A 22,408-nucleotide genomic window follows, 5' to 3' on the forward strand; every position below is an offset into this window, starting at 1 on the left:
GCATCGCCGCCCGCCGCGCCCGGCCGTCCCGCACCATCGCGCGGCGGCATCCCTCGCGGTTAGGCTGACGCGTGACGTCCGGGACGCGGACGCGCCACGAGCGAGGAGGCCCACATGACCGTCACCAGCGAAGCCAAGAGCACCTGGAAGGGCAGCCTGTTCGAAGGCGCGGGCGAGGTCTCGCTCGCGTCGTCGGGGTCGGGCACGTTCGCCGTCAACTGGAAGGCCCGCAGCGAAGGATCCACGAGCGTCACGACGCCGGAGGAGCTCATCGCCGCCGCGCACGCGTCGTGCTTCAACATGGCGCTGTCGAACGCCCTCGCCGAGAACGGCACGCCGCCCGAGCAGGTCGACACGACCGCGTCGGTGACGTTCAAGCCCGGCACCGGCATCACCGGCAGCCACCTCAACGTCAACGCCGTCGTGCCTGGCCTGTCGGCCGAGGACTTCGAGCGCATCGCCCAGGACGCCAAGGCAGGCTGCCCGGTGTCGCAGGCGCTCGCGGGCGTCGAGATCACCCTCGAGGCCACGCTTGCCTGATTCCTCTCGTCGCGCCGGCGGCCGCCGTCTGGTCGTCGCCGGCGCGTCGGGGCTGATCGGCCGTGCGCTCGTCGAGAGCCTGCGTGCCGACGGCATCGACGTGACGACGCTCGTGCGTCGTCCCGCCGAGACGTCCGACGAGGTCGAGTGGCTCACCACGGAAGAGCCCCTCGACCCCGCTGTGCTCGACGGCGCCGACGCCGTCGTCGGGCTGAACGGCGCGAGCATCGGCCGATTCCCCTGGACGCCGGCGTACAAGAGCAGGCTGCTGTGGTCGCGCATCACCCCGACCCGGGCCCTCGCTCGCGCGGTCCGCGAGCTCGGAACGGATGCCCCGCATCTCGTCTCGGCGTCCGCCGTCGGCTACTACGGCTCAGTCCCGGGTGCACGGTTGTCGGAAGACGCTCCGCGGGGCGAGACGTTCCTCGCGGACCTGTGCGGCGAATGGGAGGCCGCGGCCCTCGGCGCGGGCCCGGACGGCGCCGTCTCGATCGTGCGCACGGCACCGGTCGTCCACGCCGAAGGCGTGCTCAAACCGCTCCTCCTGCTCACGAGGCTCGGCGTGTCGGGGCCCATCGGGCGCGGCACCCAGGTGTGGCCGTGGATCTCGCTCGCCGACGAGGTGCGCGCGATCCGCTACGTCGTGGACGCGCGCCTGACCGGCCCGGTCAACCTCACCGGACCCACGCGCGCCACCGCGAACGACCTCGGCTTCGCACTGGCGGTGCGCATGAACCGGCCGTACCTGCTGCGCGCGCCCGTGTGGGGCATGCAGCTCGTGCTCGGTCCCGACGCCACGGAGGCCCTGCTCACGACCGATGCGCACGTGACGCCCGACGCGCTGGAGACCTCGGGCTTCTCGTTCACCCACCGCACCGTCGAAGAAGCCGTGGCCGCGGCGGTCCCGCCCGCCGCCTGACCCGGTCAGCGCGAGCGGTCGGTCTTCTCCAGCCGGATCGCCGTACGGACCGCCTCGCGCGCACGCCGCCGATCGCCCGCCGCGTCGTACGCGACGCCGAGGCGATACCAGACCCGCCAGTCCTCGGGGTTCGCCTCGGCGGCGGCCCGGTACGCCGGGAAGACGGCATCCGCGTCCTCGCGCATCACGCGTCCGCTGGGACGCACCGACACGGCCTCCTCGGGCAGCGCGCCCTCGGACTCGAGCCGACGGCCGAGCTGCTCGGCGCGGACGCCGAACCACAGCTCACGGCCGAGCGCCCACGTGGCGATCAGCGGCAGCACGACGAGCGCCACGCCCATCGCGACGCCGACCGGGTCGCCGCTGACCAGCAGCATCCACGCGCGCTGACCCACCAGCACGATGTACAGCGCGAGCAGCGCCGCCACCACGGCGACGCCGATGCGTGCGCTCATCGCCCGTTCGCGAAGGACTCGGTGGCCCGCGCGACCTGACCGGGAACGCCGCCCTCGTCGACCGGCGCGTCCTCGGCCGGAGCCGCCGGGCGGCCGATGCCGATGTCGATCAGGCTGTCGAGGCCGACCGTGACGCCCTTCGCGTCCCGGGCCGCGGCGAGGGCGAGCCGGATGCCGGAGGCATAGGCCTGGGCCGGCTCCACCGTGTCGTGCACGATCGTGAGCGATTCCCCCGCACCGGAGAGGATCGTCTCCTGGCGGGCGACGACGCCCGGCCGGCGGAGGGAGTGGATCGGGACGCTGGCGACCTGCTGGCCGCGGGCGCGCTGGTCGACGTGCGGCGATTCGACGGGGCCGACGCCGTCGCGGGCGGCGGCGATCAGCTCGGCCGTGCGCACGGCCGTTCCGCTGGGCGAGTCGATCTTGGTCTCACGGTGGGACTCGACGATCTCGATCGACGGGAAGAACGGTGCCGCGGCAGCCGCGAGCGCAGAGCCCAGCACCGAGCCGAGCGAGAAGTTCGGGATGAAGACGGCGCCGGTGCCGGCGGCCTCGACGAGAGGACGCACGAGCGCGATGCGCTCGGCGGACCAGCCCGAGGTGCCGATCAGCACGTTGATCCCCCGCTCGATCGCCGCCCGTACGACGTCGATCGACACGGCGGGCGTCGACGCGTCGACCACGAGGTCGGCGCCGTCGAGCTCCGACAGCTCGGAGCGCGAGGTCAGCACGGCCGCGACCTCGAAGCCCGGCTCGGCCTCGACCACGTCGCGGATGATGCCGCCCAGCTTTCCGGTTCCGCCGACGATGGCCACGCGTGTCGTCATGCCCTCCATCCTAGGCTGGGCGCCGTGACGCCGGACGTGTGAGACGACGGTCGCGGCCGGGACGAGACCACCCGCGCCAGCGCCTACGCTGGATCCGTGGTGACACTGCGCTCCTCCCCCGCCGACGCCCCCGACGCGCACGAGCTGCTCGACGAGTACTTCCGCTCGCGCACCGTCGGCTTCGCCGAGCAGGGCGTCGCCTACCGCACGACGTTCCCCGATCCCGCCGCCTTCGTGCCGCCCGCGGGCGTCTTCGTCGTGCTGGACGACGACGAGGGCACGCCCATGGGGTGCGGCGGCATCCGGCTGATCGCGCCCGGACCCGACGGCGTGCGGTACGAGCTCAAGCACCTGTACCTGCGGCCCGAGACGCGCGGCCGCGGCTGGGGACGCCTCCTCGTCGAGGACCTCGTCGAACGGGCACGGGCATTCGGCGCCGCGGAGCTCGTGCTCGACACGCACCACTCGCTCGAAGCGGCAGGCGCCCTCTATGCGCGCACCGGCTTCGTCGCGATCGAGCCCTACAACGACAACCCGAACGCGTCGCGCTGGTACGGCAAGCGGCTCTGACGCGGCGGGATCACACCGGGTACAGCTCGGGAAGGCCCGTGCGCAGCTCGACCGGCAGGTGCGCCATGTCGTTGTGCGAAAGCAGCGTCCACGGCCGTCCCTGCTTCTGAGCGATCACCGTCAGGCCGCAGTGCGCCTGGTTGAGCGTCATCCACCGCCACTCCGGCGTCTGCAGCACCTCGCGCACGAACCACGAGATGACGAAGTTGTGCGTGATGAGCAGTTCGTGCACCTCGCCGCGCTTGCGCACCAGGAACTCGCTCGTCGCGTCCGACATCTGAGCGCGGCCGGCCTCGACCTCGGCCTCGGTGACCGAGCCGAAGAACGGCTCGAAGGCCGCGGGCGTCTCATCGGTCATGCCGGTGGGCACGCAGTCGAAGAGCAGCGAGGACGGCTCGGGCTGCAGCGACGGCATCCGCTCCGCCACGGCGCGCGCCGTCTGGCTCGCGCGCTCCAGCGGCGAGTGCCACACCGCATCGAACGGCACTCCCGACAGCCGGTCGGCGAGGAGCGCCGCCTGGCGCCGGCCACGCGGCGACAGGGGTCCGTCGGCCAGTCCGTGCTCGGCATCCTGGTGCTCGCCATGCCGCACGAGGTAGATGTAGTGCGTCACGCCGCTCACTTCGCCATCGAGGTACTGTCGGGGGTTCGCCGGCCCGGTCGGGCGGGCGCGCATTCCACACTACGTCACCCCTCGGCGAGGAGGGATGCCGCCACTCGGCGACTGTGGAGAACCACTGCCGACAGGCGGCCGGTCACTCCGAAGCGCGTGCGATGTCGGCCAGCTGGCTGCGGCTGAGCCGCACTCCGACGCCCTGCACGAGCTCTTCGACGTGCGCCGGCGCATAGGCGTTGACGATGGGTGCGGTGACGAGCTTCTGGGCGAGCAGCCACGCGACCGCCACCGCGGCATCGGGCACGCCGAGCTCGGCGCCCACGGCGTCGAGGGCACGCAGCGTGCGTCCGCCCCGGCGGTTGAGGTTGGCCGCCAGCTGCGCTCCGCGCACCGAGAGGGCGCCGCGCAGCTTGGACCGCTGGCGACCCGCCAGGAACCCGTGCTCGAGCGCGTGCGACGGCGTCACCGCCATTCCCTGCGCACCGGCGACCAGCCGAAGGTCGGCGTCGAACTCGTGCCGGCGCAGCACGTTGAACGGCACGTCCAGCACGGTGATGCGCGGGTAGCCGGCCGACGCGAAGATGCGCGCCTCGACCAGCTGGGCCGCCGTGTAGCCGATCGCGCCGAGCGCGCGGGCCTTGCCGGCCTCGACGAGCCATTCCGCCGTGGCCAGCGTGTCTTCCAGCGACGCGGTGCTCCCGTTCGTCGCATCCAGGTAGAGCACGTCGATGCGGTCGGTGCGCAGCCGCGTGAGCGACGCCTCGACGGCGCGGACGAGGTTCACCGGGTCGAGACCCGGGTTGTCGGCGTGACCGCCGACGCGCACGCCCAGCACGATGTCGTCGCGGAGCCCGCGCGAGTGGAGCCACTGGCCGATGATGTGTTCGCTGCGGCCGCTCGCGAAGCTGTCGGACGTGTGCACGGCGTTGCCGCCGAGCTCGACGTAGGCGTCGAGGATCGCGTGGCTGGATTCGAGGTCGACGTTCCAGCCGAACTCCGCCCCGCCCAGGATGAGCGGGAAGACCTGGGGTCCGCCGTCGCCGAGGGCGACGCGGATGCTGCTGCCGACGGCCGGGCCCTGCACCGGGATGGGTGCCGACGGGTGCGGGCCGCGGACGGTGGTGCCGTCGGGCGCAGCAGAGGCGGCGGCATCCGGACTCGTCGTACCGAGTGCCGAGTCAACGCCGAAATAAGCCATGTGCCACCCCCTCACGACGCCCCGCGCCTGTCGGCTCGGAGCTCTTCGTGATCACTTGTTCGCACCCCCCGGCGCGTACTAAGAGGGTAGGCCAGTCCGGACAGCGCACCGTGCACTGAGGCGAACTGTCGATAAACATTACATAACGCTTTGGTCACGAAGCCCTGATATCCGGCGATTTGTCCCCCATATGGAGGACAGCCGGCGACGAATCGCGACCGGACGACGGATGCCCGCCCCCACCATGAAGGAGGGAGCGGGCATCCGGGTGATACGACGGGATCAGCCTTCGGCCGGGCCCTCCGGGCCCTCGCTGGCCGCGGCGCGACCCTCCTGGTCGGCCGGCTCCTCGAGCACGGGCTCGAGCGACAGCTTGCCGCGGTCGTCGATCTTGGTGATCTTGACCAGCAGCTTCTGGCCGACCGAGAGGACGTCCTCGACGTTCTCGACGCGCTTGCCGCCGGCGAGCTTGCGGACCTCGCTGACGTGCAGCAGGCCGTCCTTGCCGGGCAGGAGCGAGATGAACGCGCCGAACGTCGCGATCTTGACGACGGTTCCGAGGAACTGCTCGCCGACCTCCGGGTTGGTGGGGTTGGCGATCGCGTTCACCTGGGCGCGGGCGGCCTCGGCCGAGGGGCCGTCGGTCGCGCCGATGTAGACGGTGCCGTCCTCCTCGATGGAGATCTGCGCGCCGGTCTCGTCCTGGATCGCGTTGATCGTCTTGCCCTTCGGGCCGATCAGCTCGCCGATCTTGTCGACCGGGATCTGCACGCTGATGACGCGCGGCGCCGTCGGCGCCATCTCGTCCGGACCGTCGATCGCGGCGTTGAGCACGCCGAGGATCGTCAGACGCGCGTCCTTGGCCTGCGTGAGCGCCGCCGACAGCACCGACGACGGGATGCCGTCGAGCTTGGTGTCGAGCTGGATCGCGGTGACGAACTCGCTGGTGCCGGCGACCTTGAAGTCCATGTCGCCGAGGGCGTCCTCGGCACCGAGGATGTCGGTCAGCGCGGCGTAGCGCGTCTGGCCGTCGACCTCGTCCGACACGAGACCCATCGCGATGCCGGCGACCGGCGCGCGCAGCGGCACACCGGCGTTGAGCAACGACAGGGTCGAGGCGCACACCGAGCCCATCGACGTCGAGCCGTTGGAGCCGAGCGCCTCGGACACCTGACGGATCGCGTAGGGGAACTCCTCGCGGCTCGGCAGCACCGGCACGAGCGCGCGCTCGGCCAGGAAGCCGTGCCCGATCTCGCGACGCTTCGGGCTGCCGACACGGCCGGTCTCACCGGTCGAGTAGGGCGGGAAGTTGTAGTGGTGCATGTAGCGCTTGCTCGTGACGGGCGACAGCGAGTCGATCTGCTGCTCCATCTTGAGCATGTTCAGCGTGGTGACGCCGAGGATCTGCGTCTCGCCGCGCTGGAAGATCGCCGAGCCGTGGACGCGCGGGATGACCTGCACCTCGGCGTCGAGCGGGCGGATGTCGGCCAGGCCGCGGCCGTCGATGCGGACGCCCTCGGCGAGGATGCGGCCGCGCACGATCTTCTTGGTCACCGACTTGTAGGCGGCCGAGAACTCGAGCGTCGCCACGGCGGGCAGCTCGTTCGCCTCGACGGCGGCGATCAGCTCGGCCTTGACGCGGTCCTTGATCGCGTCGTCGGCGTTCTGGCGCTCGATCTTGTCGGCGATCTGGTAGACGCCGACGAGCTCGTCGTAGGAGCGGCCGGCGACGAAGTCGTAGACCTCCTGGCTGTACGCGGGGAAGACCGGGTACGGCTGGATCTCCTTGGCGGCGGTGTTCGCCACGACGTTCTGCGCCGCGACGAGCTCCTTGATGAAGGGCTTCGATGCCTCGAGGCCCTGCGCGACGATCTCCTCGCTCGGCTTCGTGGCGCCGGCCTTGATGAGGTTCCACGAGTGCTCGGTGGCCTCGGCCTCGACCATCATGATCGCGACGTCGCCGTCGGGCAGCACGCGGCCGGCGACGATCAGGTCGAAGACGGCGTCCTCGAGCTGCGTCACGGTCGGGAACGCGACCCACTGGTCGGCGTGCTCGCCGTGGCCCGGGATGAGCGCAAGGCGCACACCGGCGATCGGACCCGAGAACGGCAGGCCCGAGATCTGGGTCGACAGCGAGGCGGCGTTGATGGCCAGCGCGTCGTAGAACTCGCCCGGAGCGATCGAGAGCACGGTGACGACGATCTGGACCTCGTTGCGCAGGCCGTCGACGAACGACGGACGCAGCGGGCGGTCGATCAGACGGCAGACCAGGATCGCCTCGGTCGAGGGGCGGCCCTCGCGGCGGAAGAACGAGCCGGGGATCTTTCCGGCGGCGTACGAGCGCTCTTCGACGTCGACGGTCAGCGGGAAGAAGTCGAAGCCTTCACGCGGGTGCTTTCCGGCGCTGGTGGCCGAGAGGAGCATCGTCTCCTCGTCGAGGTACGCGGCGACGGCACCCTGTGCCTGCTGCGCGAGTCGCCCGGTCTCGAACCGGACGGTGCGGGTGCCGAAGCGGCCGTTGTCGAGGACAGCTTCGGCGAAAGTGATTTCCGGACCTTCCAAGAGGTCCCTCCTTCTTTGTTTAGGCTCGCACGCGCGTTTCGCGCACGAGCTTGTGCGAAGGAGCAGGAACAGGCAGATCTCGGCGCGCGGCACTGCCGCGGGACTCGCCAGCGCTGGTCACCAGTAGAAGACCACCCGACACTTCCGCGTCGGGGAACCCACCAATGGGGACCAGCTTCCTGCCGGCCTGCTCCGTAAGCTCATATGTAGTTGAGCGGATGCCACAGGGCAACCCGCACAAGCCTATCAGCGAGCACCGCGATCCCCGTCACCCTGGCGAGCACCCGATGCCGCGCCTAGGGTGGGGGCATGAGCACCGACGAGAAGCCGGCGTCTTCGGCATCCGATGAGATGAAGCGCAAGTTCAAAGAAGCGCTCGACAAGAAGAACGCTCAGCACCGCGAGGGCGAGTCGCACCTGGACGGCGACTCCGCCGTCCACGGGACGCACGGGGCAGTGACCAAGCGCGAGTTCCGCCGCAAGAGCGGGTAGGAGTCCCGAGGTGTGACATGAGCGACTTCCGCGAGAGCATCCCCGACGACGATCGGGACGTGCCGCTCGACGACGACACCGAGTTCGAACTCCCGCCGGCGACGATCGATCCCCTCGAGGCCATCGAGGACGAGGTCGACGAGCAGGAGTTCGAGGAGCACGAGTCGGCGATCGAGGCGGGAGAGATCGAACCCGGCGCCTGAGCGTCGACGGGCGCGGGAGTCATCCCGCGCCCGTCGTGTCTCACCGGGTGAGCGCCTGCTCGCGCTCGCGGGCGCGGAGCTCCTTGGCGGCGGCTTCGGCGACGGCGGCCTCCTCGAGCCCCTGGACTCCGACTGCGCCCGTGTCGGCCGACATTCCGTCACCCGACAGCGTCGTCTCGTCGAACGGCAGCTCCCCCGCCAGCACGCGGCGTGCGCGAGCCGGGTCGAACTGCTTCGTCCAGGTGCCGATGAGCACGGTCGCCACGGCGTTGCCCGTGAAGTTCGTGAGCGCGCGGCCCTCCGACATGAACCGGTCGATCCCGACGATCACGCCCACGCCGTTGACGAGGTCGGGCCGGTAGGCCTGGAGCCCGCCGGCGAGGGTGGCGAGCCCTGCACCCGTGACGCCCGCCGCGCCCTTGGACGCGATGATCATGAAGACCAGCAGGCCGATCTGCTCGCCGATCGACATCGGCGCCCCCATGCCGCTGGCGATGAACAGCGACGCCATCGTCAGGTAGATGGCGGTGCCGTCGAGGTTGAACGAGTACCCGGTGGGGACCGTGATCCCCACCACCGGCTTCGAGACGCCGAGGTGCTCCATCTTCGCGATCAGGCGCGGCAGCGCGGACTCCGACGACGACGTGCCGACGATCAGCAGGTACTCGCGGGCGAGGTACTTCACGAGGCGGAAGATGCTCACGCGGGTCACGGCCCACAGCAGCGTGCCGAGCACGCCCACGATGAACACGATGCACGTGATGTAGAAGGCGACCATGAGTGTGCCCAGCGCCCAGATCGCGGCGACGCCGGTGTTGCCGACGACGGCCGCGATGGCGCCGAACGCGCCGATGGGCGCGAGCCAGAGGATCATTCCGAGGATCCGGAACACGAGCGCCTGGAGGTGCTTGACGGCGTTCATGATCGGCGCGCCCTTGTCGCCCATCTGCTGCAGGGCGAATCCGACGAGCAGTGCGATGAAGAGCACCTGCAGCACGCTCTCGCCGGTGAACGCGGAGAAGAACGTCGTGGGGATGATCCCGAGGACGAACTCCTGCGTCGTCTTCGCCTCGCTCGTCGCCTCATACGTCGAGTTCGCCATGTTCAGGCCCTCGCCGGGGTGCAGCAGGTTGCCGACGACGAGGCCGATGGCCAGCGCGAACGTCGACATCACCATGAAGTACAGCAGCGCCAGGCCGCCGATCTTGCCGACGGTGGCGGCCTTGGCGATGGAGCCGACGCCGACCACGATCGTGCAGAAGATGATCGGCGCGATCATCATCTTGATGAGGGCGACGAAGCCCTCGCCGAGCGGCTTGAGCGCGACGCCGACGTCGGGCCAGACGAGTCCGACGATCGCGCCGAGCGCCACGGCGACGATCACGGCCAGATAGAGCCAGGTGTGCTTGTCCCACGCTTGCTTGCCGCGCCTCCAGTTGAAGCCGGGGAGCGTGAACGACGTGGTGCGGGTCGAGAGAGCCATCATTGCCTCCTGCGGTGGGAACTTCGGTGTGTCCGGGGCGCCGCCTCCGGTGCGACGCGTCCACAGCGTGCTCCGCGTGGCTGCGCCGGCGCGATTTGCGGTCTTATTGGTCGCGCTCCGAAGCTCGCCCCGCGGCCTGCGGACGGGGAGGATGGATGCCGGGCATCGACGAGGAGGGCCATGTCATCGCGGACGCAGCAGGGCGGGAGCGCGGCATCCCGCGTGTTCCTCGTCGTCTCGCTGTCGGCGGCCGTCATCGTCGCGGTGCTGGCGATCGCACTCGTGGTCGACGCGGAGCGGTCGGAGCGGAGCGAGGCGGAGGAGGTGACCCACGCGGTCGCGGAGTCGCTGGCCGCGCTCCCCGAGGTGGGCGGAGCGCTCGGCGCCGCCGACGCCTCGACGCGGCTGCAGCCGGTGGCCGAGGAGGTCATGAGCCGCGCCGGTGTCGACTTCGTCACGATCATGACGCCGGACGGGATCCGGGTGACGCACCGCGACCCCACGCAGATCGGACGCCATTACCTGGGCACGATCCCTGAGACGGCGTCGGCCCACACCGAGGAGTTCACCGGCACGCTCGGCCCCTCGGTGCGCACCATCGTGCCGGTGACGGTCGACGGGGCCGTCGTCGGCTGGGTGTCGGTCGGGGTCACGATCGGGAGCATCTGGTCGAAGATCGTCCCGCGCCTGCCGTTCGTCGTGTCGATCGTGTTCGCGCTGCTCGCGGCCGGCCTCGTCGGCGCGTGGCTCGCCCGCCGCACCACGCGGCGCGTGGCCGGCGACCTGCCGGCCGGCACGATCCGCGACGCCGTCGCGTCGTACGAGTCGGTGCGGACGCTCGGCGAGGCACTGCGCGCGCAGACGCACGAGCACGGCAATCGCATGCACACCGCCGTGTCGCTGCTGGAGCTCGGACGCACGTCCGAGGCCATCGAGATCCTCACCGAGACGTCGCGGCAGAGCCAGGACCTGGTCGACCAGGTGGCGGCGCGCCGGGGCGGCGATCCGACGGTGGGCGCGCTGCTGCTCGGCAAGGCGGCGCAGGCACGCGAACGCGGGATCGAATGGTCTGCCGAGATCGACCCGGACGCGCCCCGCAGCGTGCTGTCGCCCGTCGACGCGGTGTCGGTGGTGGGCAACCTCATCGACAACGCGATGGATGCCGCCGCCGCAGGCGTGCCGCCGCGCTGGGTCCGCGTCGTGTTCTCGTCGACCTCGTCAGAGCCGGCGGGTCTGCGCCTGGAGGTGTCCGACAGCGGAGCCGGCGTGCGCCCCCAGGACCGGGAGCACATCTACGAGCACGGGTTCTCGACGAAGGCGACGGGGCCCGAGGGGCGGGGCGTGGGTCTCGCTCTCGTCCGGTCAGTCGTCGAGGACGCCGGCGGCGGACTGGAACTGCGCGACGATCCGACGACATTCGTCGTCACGCTGCCGGCGAGGTCGTCGTGATCCGCGTGCTGCTCGTCGACGACGACGCGCTGACGCTCGAGCTGCACCGCGACTACGTGGACCGGCTGGACGGGTTCCGTGCGGTCGCGGAGTGCTCGAGCGCGCACGCCGCGATCGACGCCGTCCTCGATCGCGGCGACGAGATCGACCTCGTGCTGCTGGACGTGACGATGCCCGACGGGACGGGGCTCGATGTCCTGCGGCATGTGCGGGCACGAGGTTCGGCGGTCGACGTGATCGCGATCACGGGCGTCCGCGACGCCGACGTGGTGCGGCAGATGGTGTCGCTCGGCGTGGTCCAGTACCTCGTGAAGCCCTTCACGTTCGCGACCTTCCGCGAGCGCCTGGAGCAGTACCGCGAGTACCGGCGGCGGGCGGTGCAGGCCGCCGGAGCACCGACGCAGGCCGAGATCGACGCGCTCCTCGGAGCGCTCCGGCCCGCTGTCCCGGTGCCGCTGCCTAAGGGCCTCGCGGCCGACACGCTCGCCCGGGTCAGCGACGAGGTGCGGCTGCGCGGCCCGGTCTCTGCGGTGGAGGCCGCCGACCGCCTCGGCATGTCCCGCGTCGCGGTGCGGCGCTACCTGGAGCACCTGGTCGCGCAGGGGCGCGTGCGACGCGCCGCGCGATACGGCACGCGCGGCCGGCCGGAGTCGGAGTACGCGTGGGTGCTGTCAGCGCTCGCCGACGGCACTCCCCACGGCGGATGACGCGCCGCGGCGGTCTCAGCCGACCTGCGTGCGCGAGCGCACGTCGCCGCGCCCGCCGATGAGCACGTAGCGGTCATGCTTCGCCACGCGGCCGTCCCCGGCGGTGCGGCCGCGCAGTCGCCGCCACACCCACGGCAGCGCGTCACGGCGCAGCCACGTGCCGTGCGCGACGGGATCGTCGTCGGCGTGGAGCGCGGCATCCAGATCGCCGAGCGCCTCGGCGTCGGGGACGCCCAGCGCCTCGGCGGCGCGGTAGGCCAGGAACCGGTGCCCGCGCGAACGCAGGTGCACCTTGTCGTCGGCCCACAGGTCGAGGTCGCCGATCGCCGCCGCACCGTCGGCATCGAGGAAGACGGCGGTGTCGAGCAGGGTCGCGCCGGTCTCGAAGGCGATCCGCCGCAGCTCCGACGCGAACACGGCGAAGCGCCGCGCGAAGATCGCGGCGGCCCGGCGGCCGGGGAGGAAGGGCGTCACGAGCAGCACGTCGATGCCGGCATCCCTCAGCCGTCGCACCGCGCCGGCGACCTCGGCGGCGACGGCGACCGGGTCGACGCGGCGGGCGACGAGGTCGTTCGCGCCGATGAGCACCGACACCAGATCAGGGCGCAGCGCGAGCGCCTGCGGCACCTGCTCGTCGACGAGCCGACGCACCGTGCGACTGCGCACGGCGAGATTGGCGTAGCGGAACGGCTCGTCGCCCCTGCGCGCATGCGCGAGCAGCTGAGCGAGCCGATCGGCCCAGCCGCGGTGCTCCCCCGCCGGCATGCGCGACGTGTCGCCCAGGCCTTCGGTGATCGAGTCGCCGAGCGCGACGTAGCGCGACCACGCGCGGGGTTCGGACGGCGCGGGCGCCGACGGCCGGGTCGCACCGCCGCGTGGCAGCGCGTCGTCGATGGGCCGGAGCGCCCGCGCCTCGTCGTAGTACGCCACGAGGCGACGGCACACGGCGTCCCACGTGCGATCGCGCACCGACTCCCCCGCCGCGACGGCGAATGCCCGGCGCTTGCCCTCGTCGCCCACGAGGTCGGCGACCCGAGCTCGCAGGTCGGCGAGGTCGCCGGGTCGGTACAGCCAGCCGTCGACGCTCGACCGCACGAGGTCGACCGGTCCCCCGACGCCCGTCGCGACGACCGGGACGCCGCTGGCGAGAGCCTCCTGGATGGTCTGGCCGAAGGTCTCGCTCTCACCGGGGTGGACGAACACGTCGAAGCTCGCGAGCGCCTCGGCGAGCGCGTCGCCGGTGAGGTGCCCGGTGAAGACGGCTCCCGGCAGGGTGCGCTCCAGGGCCGGGCGTGCCGGGCCGTCGCCGACGATCACGAGCCGCACGCCGGCGAGACCGGCGAGCGCCGCGAGGTCGCCGACCTGCTTCTCGGGGGCGAGCCGCCCGACGTACCCGACGATCAGCTCGCCGGGGGCGATGCGCGCGCGCCACGCATCGCTCCGACGCTGCGGGCCGAACCGTGCCGTGTCGACACCGCGGCCCCAGCGACGCAGCCGGTCGACGCCCAGGTCCTCCAGCTGCCGCAGCGACGCCGTCGACGGCGCGAGGGTGAGCGTGGCGCGCCGGTGGAGGCGCGCGATGTGGCGGCCGACGAGGGCGGAGGCCTGCGGCATCCCGTACTTCTCGGCATACGCGACGACATCGGTCTGGTAGACGGCGACGGTCGGCACACGCAGCGCGTCTGCGGCCGCGACCCCCTGCCAGCCGAGTACGAACGGCGACGCGAGGTGCACGACGTCGGGCCGGAACTCCCGCAGGATCGCGGAGAGGCGGGCGGCGCGTGCGAACACCACGCGAACGTCGGGGTACGACGGCAACGGCACCGAGCGCAGCAGCTCGGTGCGCGCGCCGTGCAGATCGGTGGTGATCTCGCCGGCGCGCGGCGCGATCACGAGGGTCTCGTGGCCCTCGGCGGCGAGGTGGCGCAGGACGTGGAGGACCGACCCCGTCACCCCGTTCATGTGGGGCAGGAACGATTCGGCGAGGAGTGCGACTCTCACGATCCCAGCGTGACGGCCCGCGGAGGACGGGATGCCGCGAACCGGCGCGCACGCGGAAGTGTTCACCCGATGCACCGCGGCAGGTCACCGGACGTGCCCCGTTCGGTCGCCGTTCACCGCGTGCGCGTACCAAGGAGGGGTGGTCGAGGACCTGCTGACCGAGGTCGCGCGCAGCGCGTGGGCGCTGCCGCTGCTGTTCGTGCTGGTGCTGGGCGACGCGTTCGTGGTGGTGATCCCCGGCGAGGCGGCCGTGACCGCGCTGGGCGCGCTCGCGGTGTCGCAGGGCGAGCCGGCGCTGGCGGCGATCGTGCTGGTCGCGGCGGCCGCCGCCCTCGCCGGCGACGCGGTCTGCTACCTCGTGGGGCGCACCATCGGCCTGCAGCGGTGGCGGTGGATGCGGGCTCCGCGGGCGCAGGCCGCCTTCGCGTGGGCGCGCGTGCGGCTGGAGCGGCGCGCGGCGCTCGTGCTGTTCACCGCGCGGTTCATCCCGTTCGCCCGCCTCGCCGTCAACCTGACGGCAGGTGCGACGCGGCTCCCCGCCCCGCGCTACCTCGCCGTGGCAGGGCTCGCCGCGCTCGCGTGGGCGCTCTACCAGGCGCTCGTCGGCGCCGCCGTCGCCGCGCTCGTACCCGGCGGCCCGGTCGTGGCGGTCGTCGTCTCGGTCGTCTTCGCGGTGGGACTCGGGCTGGCGATCGACGCCGTGCTCGCGCGGCGCCTCGGCGCGGCGCGCCCGCCGCAGGGGTGACGGCCGGATGTCGCCGGCGCACGACAGGATGAGGGCATGGCGGACACGGGTGCGGGGTACGACGACGGCTTCCTCGGGGTCGAGGTGCCGCTGCCGCGGCCCGCGGACGGCCGCGAGACCCGCGAGCTGACGTATCCGCGCTTCACCGTGCTGCTCGATCCCGCGCGGCGTCTCGCCGCGGTGACCGGGGTGAACATCGACGGCGGGGCGCTGCTCGATCTGCCGAGGACAGGCCAGTGGCGCCTCGACCCGCGCGTCCCCGTCGACGAGCAGGCGGGGCCCGCCGTGTACGCCGACAACGACCTCGACCGCGGGCACCTGGTGCGCCGGCGCGATCCGGGCTGGGGCACGCCCGCTCAGGCGCGCGCGGCCACGGCGGCGACCTTCGTCTACCCGAACGCAGCACCGCAGGCGAGCGGGTTCAACCAGTCCAAAGAGCTGTGGCTCGGCCTCGAGGATCACGTCCTCGAGTTCGCGGATGCCACCGACGAGCGCCTCGCCGTGTTCACCGCGCCAGTGCTGGCCGACGATGATCCGGCGTATCGCGGCATCCGGATCCCTCGCCGGTTCTTCAAGGTCGCAGCGTGGGCCGATCCGGGCGAGGACTCGCCGCAGCTCGCCGCGGCCGGGTTCGTGCTGGACCAGTCCGACCTCATCGACGTCGTGCAAGGAGCCCTCGCGGTGCCGCCGCTGGGCGCGTTCCGCACGTTTCAGGCGCCGATCGCCGACATCGCGACGTTGTCGGGCATCGACCTCGGCCCGCTCGTGACCGCCGACGTCCTGCCTCAGACAGCAGTGCGCGGAGAAGACGGCTGGCGTCTTCTCCGCGCACCGGAGGATGTGTTCCTGGGCTGATGTGCCGGGCTACTCGCCCGACAGGCCGCCCAGCAGGTGTCCGAACGAGCGGCCGTCGCCGAGGTAGTTCGCGGGGTCGAACGGGTCGCTGTCTTTCGCGGGCTCGCGACGGGCGATGGCCTCGGCGAGCTCACGCGCACCGCGGTCGACGCGCTCGGCGAGCGGGGCGACGTTGTCGGCGCTCGCGCCCCAGTCGCTCGACGCCGCGAACACGCCCGTCGAGACGGGCTCGGCGTGCAGGTACGTGAACAACGGCCGAATCGCGTAGTCGATCGCGAGCGAGTGGCGCGCCGTGCCGGCGTTGGCGCCGATGAGCACCGGTTTGCCGGTGAGCGCGTCGGGGTCGAGCACGTCGATGAACGACTTGAACAGCCCCGAATAGCTCGTCGAGAAGATCGGCGTCACGACGATGAGCGCGTCGGCCGAGACGACCGCGTTGATCACCGATTCGAGCGCCGGCGGCGCGAAGCCGGTCAGCAGGTTGTTCGTGATGTCGTGCGCGTAGTCGCGCAGCTCGAACACGTCGACCTCGATCTCGATGTCGCGCTCCGACAGCTGCTTGGCGGTCGCCGCGGCGAGGCGGTCGGCGAGCATGCGCGTGGACGACGGGTTCGACAGGCCCGCCGAGACGACGGCGATACGGCGCGCGGTCATCTCACGCCTCCTTCCGGCCGAGACCGAACGCGGCGCCCGCGGGGGCCACGGCACCGGCGTCCTGGTACGGCGATCCGGCGGTGAGGTTGTCGCCGCGGTTCGCGCCGGGGACGGCCTGGCGGGCCGGTCCGTCGCCGTACTTCGCCGTCACGAGGCCTGCGTGGGTCGGGGCGTCGGGCACGTCGACGGGACGGTCCTTCTGCAGCTCCTTGCGGAGCACCGGCACGACCTCGCCACCCAGGATGTCGAGCTGCTCGAGCACGGTCTTCAGCGGCAGGCCGGCGTGGTCGACGAGGAACAGCTGGCGCTGGTAGTCGCCGAACGTCTCGCGCATGGCGGCGTAGCGGTCGATGACCTGCTGCGGCGAGCCGACCGTGAGGGGCGTCATCTCGCTGAAGTCCTCCAGCGACGGGCCGTGGCCGTAGACGGGCGCGTTGTCGAAGTACGGGCGGAACTGGTTCACCGCGTCCTGCGACTTGGCCGCCATGAACACCTGGCCGCCGAGGCCGACGATCGCCTGCTCGGGGGTGCCGTGTCCATAGTGCGCGTAGCGCTGGCGGTACAGCTGGATGAGCCGCTGGTAGTGCTCCTTGGGCCAGAAGATGTTGTTCGCGAAGAAGCCGTCGCCGTAGTACGCGGCCTGCTCGGCGATCTCGGGCGTCCGGATCGAGCCGTGCCACACGAACGGCGCGACGCCGTCGAGCGGACGCGGGGTGGCCGTGAAGCCCTGCAGGGGCGTGCGGAACTGGCCCTCCCAGTCCACGACGTCCTCACGCCACAGGCGGTGCAGCAGGTTGTAGCTCTCGATCGAGAGCGGCAGGCCCTGGCGGATGTCCTTGCCGAACCACGGGTAGACCGGACCGGTGTTGCCGCGGCCGAGCATGAGGTCCATGCGCCCGCCCGACACGTGCTGCAGCATCGCGTAGTCCTCCGCGATGCGCACCGGGTCGTTCGTGGTGATGAGCGTGGTCGCCGTCGACAGGATGAGGCGCTCGGTCTGGCCCGCGATGTACGCGAGCGTCGTCGTGGGCGACGACGACCAGAACGGCGGGTTGTGGTGCTCGCCGATGGCGAAGACGTCCAGCCCCACCTCTTCGGCGTGCTTTGCCAGGGTCACCGCGTTGCGGATCTTCTCGGCCTCACTCGGGGTCTTGCCCGTCGTGGGGTCCTCGGTGATGTCGCTCACCGAGAAGATGCCGAACTGCATGCCCTGCCAGGTGGTGCTCTCGCTCACGATCGCTTCTCCGCTTCCCCTTTTGTGAAGGTCTATGCAAATGAATGTATCTCGTGCAACGCGTTCGCACCAAGATTATTCCGCCAGGCGCGAAGGCAGATGCCCGGTGCCCGCAACGCAGCCGCCGCTCCGGCGTGCAGCTCACGGTGATCGGACCGCTCAGCGCCGCGTCAGTCCAGCCGCAGGCGGTCGACCGCGGCCTGGATCGCGACAGCGGCGGCCCCGCGCGCCCACGCCGTGAAGCCGGAGTCGTCGATGAACAGTCGCACCGGCTCCGCCCGCGGATCCCGACCGGCGGCGACGGCGGCCCGCACGCGATCCTCGGCGATCGAGAAGAGCCCGATCCCCTCGCCCGCCAGGACCGCCGCGCTCTGGAACGTGAGATTGGCCGCGAGGGCGATGAATCGGCCCAGCGCGTCCGCCGCAGCCTCGACCACCGCGACCGCGGCAGGCTCGCCGGCGACGGCGAGCTCCAGGGCCTCCGCATAGGCGACCGGTCGCTGCAGTGCCGCCGACACCTGGGCGGCGATCGATCCCGACGTGAGCATCGCCTGCGAGCAGCCGCGATGACCCTCGTGGCACAGCGGTCCGCTGTCGCTCAGCGGGATGTGACCTCCCAGCCCGAGCCCCGCTTCGGCCGAGCGCACCACTTCGCCGCCGACGACGAGCCCGTACCCGACACCCGCGCCGATGGTGAGCACGACGAATCCCGCGATGCCGCGGCCTCGCCCGAACCAGCGCTCGGCCTCAGCCAGGGCGACGAGGTCGTTCTCGAGCGCGACCGGCACGCCGAGTTCGCGCTCGAGGATCGCCGCGAACGCGACGTCCTCCCACCCCAGGAAGGGGGCGTAGCTCACGGTGCCCCCCTCGACGGCGCCACCCAGCGCGACTCCGACACCGACGAGCGGGTCGGACTCCAGTGCGCGGATCGCGACGGCGATCTGGGCGGCGACCGCGCCGGGCTCGTGAGTGTCGAGCACCTCGGCACGCCGCGCCAGGAGGCCCGCGCGGATATCGGTCACGACGACTTCGATCGCGTCGCCGGTGATCTTGACCCCTCCGAACCGGCCGAGGCCGGGAGCGACGTCGAGCGGGCGCACCGGGCGGCCCACCGACCCGTCGGCGAGGTCGTCCAGCTCGACGAGGTAGCCCTTGTCGAGGAACGGCTTGGCCAGCCGCGTGAGACTCGCCGGCGACAGGCCGAGACGGTTCGTCAGCGCGCTGCGAGCGATAGGGCCGTGAATGAGCACGGCGCGCGCAAGTGCGCGTTCACTGTCCGTCAGCATCGGCCGCTCCCTCCACACCGGGCAATGTTTTCATTCTGGCACGAATCAGGCCGGCATCCGCGGGTTGCACGCCCGTGCGGCCCACCCTTGCCCTGTTATTATTTCCGTGGTAGAACTAACCCATGCACAGCACCGACCCGATGCTCGACGCCGAGCGCACCGTCGCGGCCCCCGCGCCGCGCCTGATCCACCTCACGCGAGGCGGAACGAGCGTGGTCGTCGACCTGGATGCCTCGCCGGCGCCGGCGATCGTGCACTGGGGCGCAGCACTGCACGGCTCCACCCCCGACACGCTGCACGCGCTCGGGATCGCCGCACGCGCCCAGCGCGTCTCAGGCGGTCTGGACTCCACTCCCGCACTCTCGCTCGTCCCCACGGCGGCGGAAGGATGGCTGGGCACGCCCGCCCTCGAGGGTCACCGTGAAGGCTCGGGCGTCGGCATCCGGCTCGCGCTCGCGGACGCGCAGGCCGGCGAGCACCGTGCGAGCATCGCCCTCGCCGACGCCGAGGCGGGGCTCGCCGTTCGCGTGGAACTGCGGGTGGGTCCGAGCGGACTGCTCCACCAGCGGGTCACCGTCCGCAACACCGGAGCGACGGCTTACACCCTGCAAACGCTCCAGCCGACGTTCCCTGTGCCGTGGGATGCCACCGAGCTCTTCGACACCACCGGGCACCACCTGCGCGAACGGTCGCCGCAGCGGCACCGCTTCACGCTCGGCACCCACGTGCGCGAGAGCCGTCGCGGGCGCACCGGCGCGGACGCGGCGATCCTCGTCGCAGCGGGAAGGCCGGCGTTCGGGTTCGAGCGAGGGCGCGTGCACGGCCTCCACGTGGCGTGGAGCGGCAACCACCGCGTCGTCGCGGAACGCAGCGTCACCGGCGACGCGTTCCTCGCCGGCGGGGAGCTCCTGCTTCCCGGTGAGATCGTGCTCCCGGCCGGCGGATCGTACGGCTCCCCCTGGGTGATCGGATCGTGGGGCGACGGCCTGACCGAATTGTCGGGGCGCTTCCACGACGAGTGGCGTGCTCGGCCGCAGCATCCTCGACGGTCTCGCCCGGTCACGCTGAACACGTGGGAGGCCGTCTACTTCGACCACTCGCTGGAGCGCCTCACCGCGCTGGCCGATGCTGCCGCCGCGGTGGGCGTCGAGCGCTTCGTGCTCGACGACGGCTGGTTCGAGGGGCGCCGCGACGACACCGCCGGCCTCGGCGACTGGACGGTCGACGGCGAGGTGTGGCCCGATGGCCTTCATCCCCTCGTGGACCACGTGCGGACTCTCGGCATGGAGTTCGGCCTGTGGGTCGAGCCCGAGATGGTCAATCCCGCCAGCGACCTCGCGCGGCAGCATCCGGAGTGGATCCTGCGCGGGCGGATGGCACTGCCGCCGTCAGCGCGCCAGCAGCAGGTCCTCGACCTGTCGAACCCCGATGCGTACGCCCACATCGCCGGGCGACTGCACGCGCTTCTGGACGACTACCCCATCGCCTATCTCAAGTGGGACCACAACCGCGATCTCGTCGATGCGGCGAGCGGCCCGGCCGGCGGTGCCCGCGTGCACGAGCACACGCTCGCCGTCTACCGCCTGCTCGACGAGCTGAAGTCCGCACACCCCGGGCTCGAGATCGAGAGCTGCGCATCAGGCGGCGCTCGCGTGGATCTCGGGATCCTCGATCGCACGGATCGCGTCTGGACCAGCGACAGCCTTGATCCGCTGGAGCGGCTCGACAACCAGAAGCACACCGGGATCGTCGTGCCACCCGAGATGCTGGGCATGCACCTCACGAGTCCCGTGGTCCACTCGTCGGGCCGGACGGTCCCGCTCGGACTGAGCGGGGCGGTCGCGCTGTTCGGCCACTTCGGCATCGAGTGGGACCTGACGACGCTCGACGAAGCCGGTCGCGCCGCGGTCGCCCGGTGGGTCGCGCTCGCCAAGAGACTGCGCCCGCTCATCGCCTCCGGGCGGGTCGTCCACGTGGACGACATCGAACCGGGCATCGACGTGCGCGGCATCGTCGCGGCGGACGCCGCATCCGCGGTCTTCACCGTCGTGCAGACGGCGACGAGCGCCGCCTACCCGCCGGGCCGCATCCGGATGCCGGGACTCGACCCCAGCCGCATCTACCGCCTTCGCGTCGTCATGCGGGACGACGAGGAGGCCGGCCAGTCGGCCCTCGAATGGACGTCGTCCTCACCCGTCATGACCGGGCTGGAGCTCGCCGAAGTGGGCGTGCGCCCACCCGTCCAGCGTCCGCAGCAGGCGATGGTGCTCGAACTCACCGCCGAGGACTGAGACTCCCCACACCCCACGCGCAAGGAGGCGCACGATGAGAACCACTCAACGACGATGGATCAGGCCGCTCGCGGTCGCGTTCGTCGCCGCCGCAGCCGTCGCCGTCGGCGGCTGCGCCCAGAACCCGGCCGACGGTGTGACGACCCTGAACTTCTTCCAGTTCAAGGGCGAGGCGCTCGAGGACTTCAACGAGATCATCGCTGACTTCGAGGCTGAGAACCCCGATATCAAGGTCGTCCAGAACCAGGTCGCCGATGCCGACACCGCGATCCGCACGCTGCTCGTGAAGGATCGCGTGCCCGATGTCATCACGCTCAACGCCAACGGCAACTTCGGCAGGCTCGCCCAGGCAGGTGTCTTCTACGACTTCTCCGACGAGCCTGTGCTGCAGACGATCAACCCGGCCGTGCAGGAGATCCTCGCCGACCTCGGCACCCATGGCGACGAGGTGAACGGCCTCGGCTACGTCAACAACGCCAACGGCGTGATCTACAACCAGGACATCTTCGAGGAGCAGGGCCTCGAGGTCCCCCAGACCTGGGACGAGTTCATCGCGGTCTGCGATGCGCTGACCGATGCCGGTATCCAACCGTTCTACGGCACCCTCGGCGACTCGTGGACCGGCATCCCGTCGTGGAACGCCCTCGGCGCCTACCCCGCGCAGGACGGGTTCTTCGACAAGATGCGCGAGGAAGGCGCTGATGTCGGCCCCGACTCCGACGTGTCGTTCGAGAAGGACTTCTCCGAGGCGATGGACCGGCAGCAGCAGCTGTACTCCTACATGCAGGACGGCTATCGAGGCAAGACCTACGACGACGGCAACGCGGCGTTCGCGCGGGGCGAGTCGGCGATGCTGCTGCAGGGGATCTGGGCCACGAACCCGATCAAGCAGGTGAACCCCGACATCCGCATGGGGATCTTCCCCTACCCCACCGACGAGCCCGACAAGAGCCTTCTGGTCTCAGGGGTGGACGTCGTCTTCACCCTGGGCAAGGACAATCCCAAGAACGAGGCGGCGATGCGATTCATCGACTACGTCTTCCAGCCCGAGGTGATCGAGCGCTTCGCGGCGTCGCAGAACATGGTCCCTTCCGTCGAGGGCGCCGAGCTCAGCGACGACCCCGCACTGCAGTCGGTGCGCCCGTACTTCGAGGACGGCAGGATCACCGGCTTCATCGACCATCAGATCCCGCCGGCGATCCCGTTGATCCCGACCGACCAGCAGTTCCTCTTCGACGGCGACGCCGAGAAGGCGCTCCAGACCCTCGATCGCGAGTGGGCCAAGGTGGCCGCCCGCACGATTCCCGTGACGGGAGAATGA

21 protein-coding genes are annotated in these 22,408 nt (G+C 71.4%); 11 read left to right on the plus strand and 10 right to left on the minus strand.

The genetic code is table 11. The annotated features are described in order from the left end of the window. Window positions 1-114: 114 nt before the first annotated feature. Window positions 115-540 carry an OsmC family peroxiredoxin gene (locus ACFWJ8_RS11395; RefSeq protein ID WP_378811430.1) on the plus strand — a complete coding sequence of 142 codons (426 nt, stop codon included), beginning with the start codon at window positions 115-117 and terminating at the stop codon, window positions 538-540. Then, window positions 533-1,459: a TIGR01777 family oxidoreductase gene (locus ACFWJ8_RS11400; RefSeq protein ID WP_378811432.1), complete on the plus strand. Its 927-nt coding sequence runs from the start codon at window positions 533-535 to the stop codon at window positions 1,457-1,459. Before ACFWJ8_RS11395 ends, ACFWJ8_RS11400 begins: the two co-directional genes overlap by 8 nt. Before the next feature lie 5 nt (window positions 1,460-1,464). Here ACFWJ8_RS11400 and ACFWJ8_RS11405 read toward each other — a convergent pair whose 3' ends face one another. Both ACFWJ8_RS11405 and dapB read right to left on the minus strand, forming a co-directional pair. Further along, complete coding sequence (locus ACFWJ8_RS11405) at window positions 1,465-1,914, minus strand: tetratricopeptide repeat protein (protein ID WP_378811434.1); 450 nt, start codon at window positions 1,912-1,914, stop codon at window positions 1,465-1,467. Further along, window positions 1,911-2,741: a 4-hydroxy-tetrahydrodipicolinate reductase gene (dapB, locus tag ACFWJ8_RS11410; protein ID WP_378811435.1), complete on the minus strand. Its 831-nt coding sequence runs from the start codon at window positions 2,739-2,741 to the stop codon at window positions 1,911-1,913. The genes ACFWJ8_RS11405 and dapB overlap by 4 nt, the downstream gene beginning before the upstream one ends. Window positions 2,742-2,837: 96 nt before the next feature. On the opposite strand from dapB, the gene ACFWJ8_RS11415 reads away from it, so the two are divergent. Beyond that, window positions 2,838-3,311 carry a GNAT family N-acetyltransferase gene (locus ACFWJ8_RS11415; protein ID WP_378811436.1) on the plus strand — a complete coding sequence of 158 codons (474 nt, stop codon included), beginning with the start codon at window positions 2,838-2,840 and terminating at the stop codon, window positions 3,309-3,311. A gap of 10 nt (window positions 3,312-3,321) precedes the next feature. Here the strand turns inward: ACFWJ8_RS11415 and ACFWJ8_RS11420 are convergent, their stop codons facing one another. The 3 genes from ACFWJ8_RS11420 to ACFWJ8_RS11430 form a co-directional block, all read right to left on the minus strand. Next, complete coding sequence (locus ACFWJ8_RS11420; protein WP_378811437.1) at window positions 3,322-3,924, minus strand: histidine phosphatase family protein; 603 nt, start codon at window positions 3,922-3,924, stop codon at window positions 3,322-3,324. A 142-nt stretch (window positions 3,925-4,066) separates the two neighbouring features. Next, entirely contained in the window at window positions 4,067-5,125 is a 1,059-nt protein-coding gene (locus tag ACFWJ8_RS11425) for an aldo/keto reductase (RefSeq protein WP_378811439.1), read from the minus strand. A 282-nt stretch (window positions 5,126-5,407) separates the two neighbouring features. Further along, on the minus strand, window positions 5,408-7,687 hold the full coding sequence (locus tag ACFWJ8_RS11430) for a polyribonucleotide nucleotidyltransferase (RefSeq protein WP_378811441.1): 2,280 nt from the start codon (window positions 7,685-7,687) through the stop codon (window positions 5,408-5,410). Window positions 7,688-7,996: 309 nt separating this feature from the next. Here ACFWJ8_RS11430 and ACFWJ8_RS11435 point away from each other — a divergent pair, with 309 nt between their 5' ends. Together ACFWJ8_RS11435 and ACFWJ8_RS11440 are read left to right on the plus strand one after the other, a co-directional pair. Next, on the plus strand, window positions 7,997-8,179 hold the full coding sequence (locus ACFWJ8_RS11435; RefSeq protein WP_378811442.1) for a DUF5302 domain-containing protein: 183 nt from the start codon (window positions 7,997-7,999) through the stop codon (window positions 8,177-8,179). 17 nt (window positions 8,180-8,196) lie between these two features. Next, entirely contained in the window at window positions 8,197-8,382 is a 186-nt protein-coding gene (locus ACFWJ8_RS11440; protein ID WP_378811444.1) for a hypothetical protein, read from the plus strand. 40 nt (window positions 8,383-8,422) lie between these two features. On the opposite strand, the gene ACFWJ8_RS11445 is transcribed toward ACFWJ8_RS11440, so the two are convergent. Then, window positions 8,423-9,865, minus strand: coding sequence for a cation:dicarboxylate symporter family transporter (locus ACFWJ8_RS11445; protein ID WP_378811446.1), 1,443 nt, complete (start codon window positions 9,863-9,865; stop codon window positions 8,423-8,425). Between the two features lie 180 nt (window positions 9,866-10,045). On the opposite strand from ACFWJ8_RS11445, the gene ACFWJ8_RS11450 reads away from it, so the two are divergent. Together ACFWJ8_RS11450 and ACFWJ8_RS11455 are read left to right on the plus strand one after the other, a co-directional pair. Next, window positions 10,046-11,314 (plus strand): ATP-binding protein, encoded by a 1,269-nt coding sequence (locus tag ACFWJ8_RS11450; protein WP_378811447.1) that lies wholly within the window; start codon window positions 10,046-10,048, stop codon window positions 11,312-11,314. Further along, window positions 11,311-12,021 (plus strand): response regulator, encoded by a 711-nt coding sequence (locus tag ACFWJ8_RS11455; RefSeq protein WP_378811449.1) that lies wholly within the window; start codon window positions 11,311-11,313, stop codon window positions 12,019-12,021. Before ACFWJ8_RS11450 ends, ACFWJ8_RS11455 begins: the two co-directional genes overlap by 4 nt. Before the next feature lie 15 nt (window positions 12,022-12,036). Here ACFWJ8_RS11455 and ACFWJ8_RS11460 read toward each other — a convergent pair whose 3' ends face one another. Further along, a complete protein-coding gene (locus ACFWJ8_RS11460; RefSeq protein WP_378811450.1) occupies window positions 12,037-14,022 on the minus strand; it encodes a glycosyltransferase in 1,986 nt (661 codons plus the stop codon). A gap of 139 nt (window positions 14,023-14,161) precedes the next feature. Between ACFWJ8_RS11460 and ACFWJ8_RS11465 the strand changes: the two genes are divergently transcribed. Together ACFWJ8_RS11465 and ACFWJ8_RS11470 are read left to right on the plus strand one after the other, a co-directional pair. Further along, on the plus strand, window positions 14,162-14,767 hold the full coding sequence (locus tag ACFWJ8_RS11465; RefSeq protein WP_378811452.1) for a DedA family protein: 606 nt from the start codon (window positions 14,162-14,164) through the stop codon (window positions 14,765-14,767). Between the two features lie 36 nt (window positions 14,768-14,803). Beyond that, entirely contained in the window at window positions 14,804-15,622 is an 819-nt protein-coding gene (locus ACFWJ8_RS11470) for a DNA/RNA non-specific endonuclease (protein ID WP_378811453.1), read from the plus strand. A 9-nt stretch (window positions 15,623-15,631) separates the two neighbouring features. Here ACFWJ8_RS11470 and ACFWJ8_RS11475 read toward each other — a convergent pair whose 3' ends face one another. The 3 genes from ACFWJ8_RS11475 to ACFWJ8_RS11485 all read right to left on the minus strand — a co-directional run bounded on the left by ACFWJ8_RS11475 (window position 15,632) and on the right by ACFWJ8_RS11485 (window position 18,796). Continuing rightward, window positions 15,632-16,276 carry an FMN reductase gene (locus tag ACFWJ8_RS11475; RefSeq protein WP_378811455.1) on the minus strand — a complete coding sequence of 215 codons (645 nt, stop codon included), beginning with the start codon at window positions 16,274-16,276 and terminating at the stop codon, window positions 15,632-15,634. Window position 16,277: 1 nt separating this feature from the next. Then, a complete protein-coding gene (locus tag ACFWJ8_RS11480; protein WP_378811714.1) occupies window positions 16,278-17,483 on the minus strand; it encodes an LLM class flavin-dependent oxidoreductase in 1,206 nt (401 codons plus the stop codon). A gap of 197 nt (window positions 17,484-17,680) precedes the next feature. Next, window positions 17,681-18,796, minus strand: a complete 1,116-nt coding sequence (locus ACFWJ8_RS11485) for an ROK family protein (RefSeq protein ID WP_378811457.1) — start codon at window positions 18,794-18,796, stop codon at window positions 17,681-17,683. 122 nt (window positions 18,797-18,918) lie between these two features. Between ACFWJ8_RS11485 and ACFWJ8_RS11490 the strand changes: the two genes are divergently transcribed. Both ACFWJ8_RS11490 and ACFWJ8_RS11495 read left to right on the plus strand, forming a co-directional pair. Beyond that, the gene (locus tag ACFWJ8_RS11490) at window positions 18,919-21,087 is read left to right on the plus strand and encodes an alpha-galactosidase (RefSeq protein ID WP_378811459.1); all 2,169 of its coding nucleotides are present in this window, start codon (window positions 18,919-18,921) and stop codon (window positions 21,085-21,087) included. 34 nt (window positions 21,088-21,121) lie between these two features. Continuing rightward, window positions 21,122-22,408 (plus strand): ABC transporter substrate-binding protein, encoded by a 1,287-nt coding sequence (locus ACFWJ8_RS11495; RefSeq protein WP_378811460.1) that lies wholly within the window; start codon window positions 21,122-21,124, stop codon window positions 22,406-22,408.

The organism is Microbacterium sp. NPDC058389 (assembly GCF_042722305.1).
In the GTDB taxonomy this organism is placed as follows: Bacteria; Actinomycetota; Actinomycetes; order Actinomycetales; family Microbacteriaceae; genus Microbacterium.